This is a genomic window from Seonamhaeicola sediminis, assembly GCF_004358095.2.
In the GTDB taxonomy this organism is placed as follows: domain Bacteria; phylum Bacteroidota; class Bacteroidia; order Flavobacteriales; family Flavobacteriaceae; genus Seonamhaeicola; species Seonamhaeicola sediminis.
Window position 1 is genome coordinate 1 of the sequence record NZ_SMZJ02000021.1, and the last position, 3,770, is coordinate 3,770.

Annotated in this window: 6 protein-coding genes; 5 read left to right on the top strand and 1 reads right to left on the bottom strand. The window is 33.5% G+C overall.

The features are described from left to right. The first annotated feature begins 154 nt into the window (after positions 1-154). The 4 genes from E1J38_RS14730 (at position 155) to E1J38_RS14745 (ending at position 2,495) form a co-directional block, all read left to right on the top strand. A complete protein-coding gene (locus tag E1J38_RS14730) occupies positions 155-727 on the top strand; it encodes a hypothetical protein (RefSeq protein ID WP_133357609.1) in 573 nt (190 codons plus the stop codon). Positions 728-892: 165 nt separating this feature from the next. After that, positions 893-1,288 carry a hypothetical protein gene (locus tag E1J38_RS14735; RefSeq protein ID WP_133357608.1) on the top strand — a complete coding sequence of 132 codons (396 nt, stop codon included), beginning with the start codon at positions 893-895 and terminating at the stop codon, positions 1,286-1,288. Positions 1,289-1,450: 162 nt separating this feature from the next. Beyond that, on the top strand, positions 1,451-1,876 hold the full coding sequence (locus E1J38_RS14740) for a hypothetical protein (RefSeq protein WP_133357607.1): 426 nt from the start codon (positions 1,451-1,453) through the stop codon (positions 1,874-1,876). Positions 1,877-2,048: 172 nt separating this feature from the next. After that, complete coding sequence (locus E1J38_RS14745) at positions 2,049-2,495, top strand: hypothetical protein (protein ID WP_133357606.1); 447 nt, start codon at positions 2,049-2,051, stop codon at positions 2,493-2,495. A gap of 251 nt (positions 2,496-2,746) precedes the next feature. Here the strand turns inward: E1J38_RS14745 and E1J38_RS14750 are convergent, their stop codons facing one another. Next, entirely contained in the window at positions 2,747-3,010 is a 264-nt protein-coding gene (locus E1J38_RS14750; RefSeq protein ID WP_133357605.1) for a hypothetical protein, read from the bottom strand. Positions 3,011-3,102: 92 nt separating this feature from the next. On the opposite strand from E1J38_RS14750, the gene E1J38_RS14755 reads away from it, so the two are divergent. Continuing rightward, positions 3,103-3,336 (top strand): hypothetical protein, encoded by a 234-nt coding sequence (locus E1J38_RS14755; RefSeq protein WP_133357604.1) that lies wholly within the window; start codon positions 3,103-3,105, stop codon positions 3,334-3,336. Positions 3,337-3,770: the final 434 nt, after the last annotated feature.

Genomic DNA, 3,770 nt, shown 5'->3' on the forward strand with positions numbered 1-3,770 from the left:
GAACACACCAGCTTTTGTTCATCTTAACCAAAATGTAGCATATCATTCCTACAAAAGAAATAAAGAAAATTTAGAACTATTGACCTTTTAACAAACGAAAAATGAACCCGAAAAAGGTCAACCTATTTCAGTATAATACACAACCAAACGTAAAATGAATAAATTCACTGTTCTTTTATTACTCGTAACTATCGGAATTATTTCCTGCAAAAATTCTGAAAAGGAAATTGACAAATTGGAAATTGCCAAGAAATACTATGAAGTTCTTGACAAATCAAATGTTTCTGGAATCGAAACTTTGCTGACCGATAGCCTATTGACAAAGGAAACCGAATATGACTATGAACAAACATTTTCCAAAAAAGAATACGTGGAATGGCTAAAATGGGATTCTGTGTTTAAACCGACTTACAAAATCCTCGAAATTGGACAGGAAAACGGAACCGTAAAAGCCAAAATATCAAAAACGGACAAAAGAATCTCTTTCCTTCACAAAGAGCCTATTGTTACTGACCAAGTTATTCGTTTCGACAAGGATAAAATAACTAGTATTGAAACAACAAAATATGTGATTTTCAACGATTCTGTATTTGTAAAAAACAGAGACGGACTCTTGAATTGGATTGACAAAAATCACCCTGAACTGAATGGATTTATCTACGACCAAACAAAGACTGGCGGAATGAAATACTTAAAAGCGATTGAACTTTATGAAAATAAAAAATAACGTGCTACAACAATGTATAACCGCAATTACGGCGGATTCGACTACGTCCGAATCCACTCGGAATTGCTAACGTCAGTGCTTAATCGAAAAATAGTAACTTTAAACCCGTAACTGACGGTTATACGAAACCGTTGTGCGTCATTTACCAAAACACTCTAAGAACGAATGGAATTATTAGCTGAAACAGATAAATTAAAACTTGAATTTGAACAGGAATTAGCTGTTTTGACTGAAAAACTAAGCGGAAAAGTTTTGTTGGAGGACGAATTTTACGGAAACCCAAACTGCGGAATTATTGACTCTGAAAATAAATGGGCAATTATTGCTGGGATTCATCTGACCTTTTGGAAACCAAGCCAGACTAAAAAATATCGAAATGAATCTTTCGAGTGGATTTACTCATTGCGAATGAAAAATAAAAAAACAGTTGAAATCCTAACTGACCCTTGGAGTGAAAAATCATCTATTTGGGAACTGAATACTGAAAATGCTGAATTGAATAAAATAAAAGACTTTACAGATTATAGAAATAAGGAATATTTGGAATCTGTAAAATGGTAAAAAACGAACGCACAACAATGGCTATAAACAATTGCTATTACAGGGTTATCCTGAAAATTCCTGCGGAATTTTCAGCTTTTTGTGTACTTGCAATAGTCCGTGCCAACCTACGCAACTGTCCATAGCCGAGACCGTTGTGCTTCATACCCAAACCGAACGAAAATGTTTGAAGAATTAGAAGAATACAAATCAAATGGACATTTCTTTTTTGGAGAAAATGACGAACTTGGAAAAGTTTGTAATGCGCCGAAAAATGGAATCGGAATTTATATTGTTTACGCACTGAAAAATGGAAGAATTGAACTGATTTACATAGGCTCTTCTGGAAAAATCTATCAGAACGGAACTAAAAAAGTACGGAAAGGCGGAATGTATGATAGACTCGTAAACGGAAAACAATTTGACAAACCGAGAAAAACAAGTTGGAAAGAGAAACTGAAAACGGAAAAAATAGAAGCATTGGATATTTATTGGTATGAAACGTTTGATAAAAATCACGCTGACATACCAGCGACCATTGAGGGAATTATAATGCAAAGACATTTTGAGATTTTCGGAACTTTACCAAAATGGAACAAGGAATTTTAAAGCAGAATAAAAAGTACGAAAGCACAACAATGTATAACCGCAATTACGGCGGATTCGACTACGTCCGAATCCACTCGGAATTGCTAACGTCAGTGCTAAACCGAAAATTAACGCATATTAACCCGTAACTGACGGTTATACGAGACCGTTGTGCCACATTTAAAATAACAATATGGACGAAAAATTGACTTTAGGAATTTTAGGATTATACACGGTAATATACCTTGTAGTTTTCTTTATCCAAAAATCACAAATTGACAGACAAAAAGACGTAATCACGTCCATGAAATCGTTTATGGAAATATTTAAAGTTGACGAGGTTAAAAAATACGTGGAAATGAGAAATGAACGCATTTTACACGACGCAACCAAATTTATAACCGACAGCGACCAAATCAAGAAAATGTCTGATGACTTGATAAAAAACACCACTAAACCAATACAAGAAGCGTACACCGAAATTATGGCACAACGATACGAGGAATTAGTAAGGGTTGTTTTTCAAATAGTCATAAACCAAGAACCTGAAAGACGTGAACAATTTATCAAAGACCTTTTGCCTAACAATGAGCATTATTTGATTCCAATGTTGAAAGATTATGAAAATAAAATTGTTTAACCTTATTATAACTTATTTCACTATCTATGCCATATTTCAATATAAATCCAAATCTTTTATCAAAATCATCAGGACAGACTTTTGACTTTGAAACACGGAAAAAATTAAAAACGTGGCACAACATTGTATAAAATTAATTGCTCTGTACCATCCTACTTACGAAAATCCTCTCGGATTTTCTATTCGGTGCGTACTTGTTAAATTTATTTTTCGACCACGCAACTAATCTTATACGTAGCCGTTAGCCACAATTAAAGGCTTTTTACTATTTCCTCTAAGTCATCCTGTCTATGCAAAGGGCAAACCTCATGGGCGAAATATTTTAGCTTTTCAACCGCCTTTAACAGTTCACTTTGTTGGCTAACACCAGATATAGATAAATTTTTAACTAAAGTCCAAGCGTGGCTATAAGCCTGTACTTGTCCATCACGTTTACCTTTTGTGTAGTCGTTTAAATCATCTTTTGGTTTTTCAGCACCATTTTTTAGTATTCTTAAAACATCTTGTATATCCATTTTTTCGTTTATTTAATCGTTAAAAATCAATCCATATCTGCGATACGTTGGCATTCATTGGCTGAACGCACTCAAAATGAAAATAAAAAGAAATGAAAAAAACATTAAAAATAATTTCTACTGTATCAATTGTATTATTTGGAATTTTATGGATTTCGAGCAAATTTGATTTCTTCACTGAGTATAACTCAATAGATTTTAGAAATATTCTTGTACTGATTTATTTGTTTACAAGTCTAAAGTATTTTCAAATGGAGGTCAAAGATAAAAATGCTGAAATTCAAGAATTAAAATTAAAACTGGAGAAAACAAAAAAGGAAATTTAAAATAAACTGAATAAAGGATTTAGCAAGTTTCGGAATTGCTCACCCAATCGGAATTGAAAAATATTACGGAATAAAACGCTGACCGAATTCACTCAAAACCCTGAAAACAAAAAAGAATTTAGTCGGATTATTTGAAATATGAAAAACAACGAAATGCCAACAATGTATAACCGCAATTACGGCGGATTCGACTACGTCCGAATCCACTCGGAATTGCGAGCGTCAGTGCCAAACCGAAAATTAACGCATATTAACCCGTAACTGACGGTTATACGTAACCGTTATGCCACATTATGACCCGTCCTGAATAAAGGCTACATAATTTTAAACATTATGTACAAAAATGACAAAGTAATCAGACGGTATTCAGAACCTTTTAAACTGAAAATTTTAGACGAACTTACCACCGGAAAATTAAACAAGTATCAATTAGG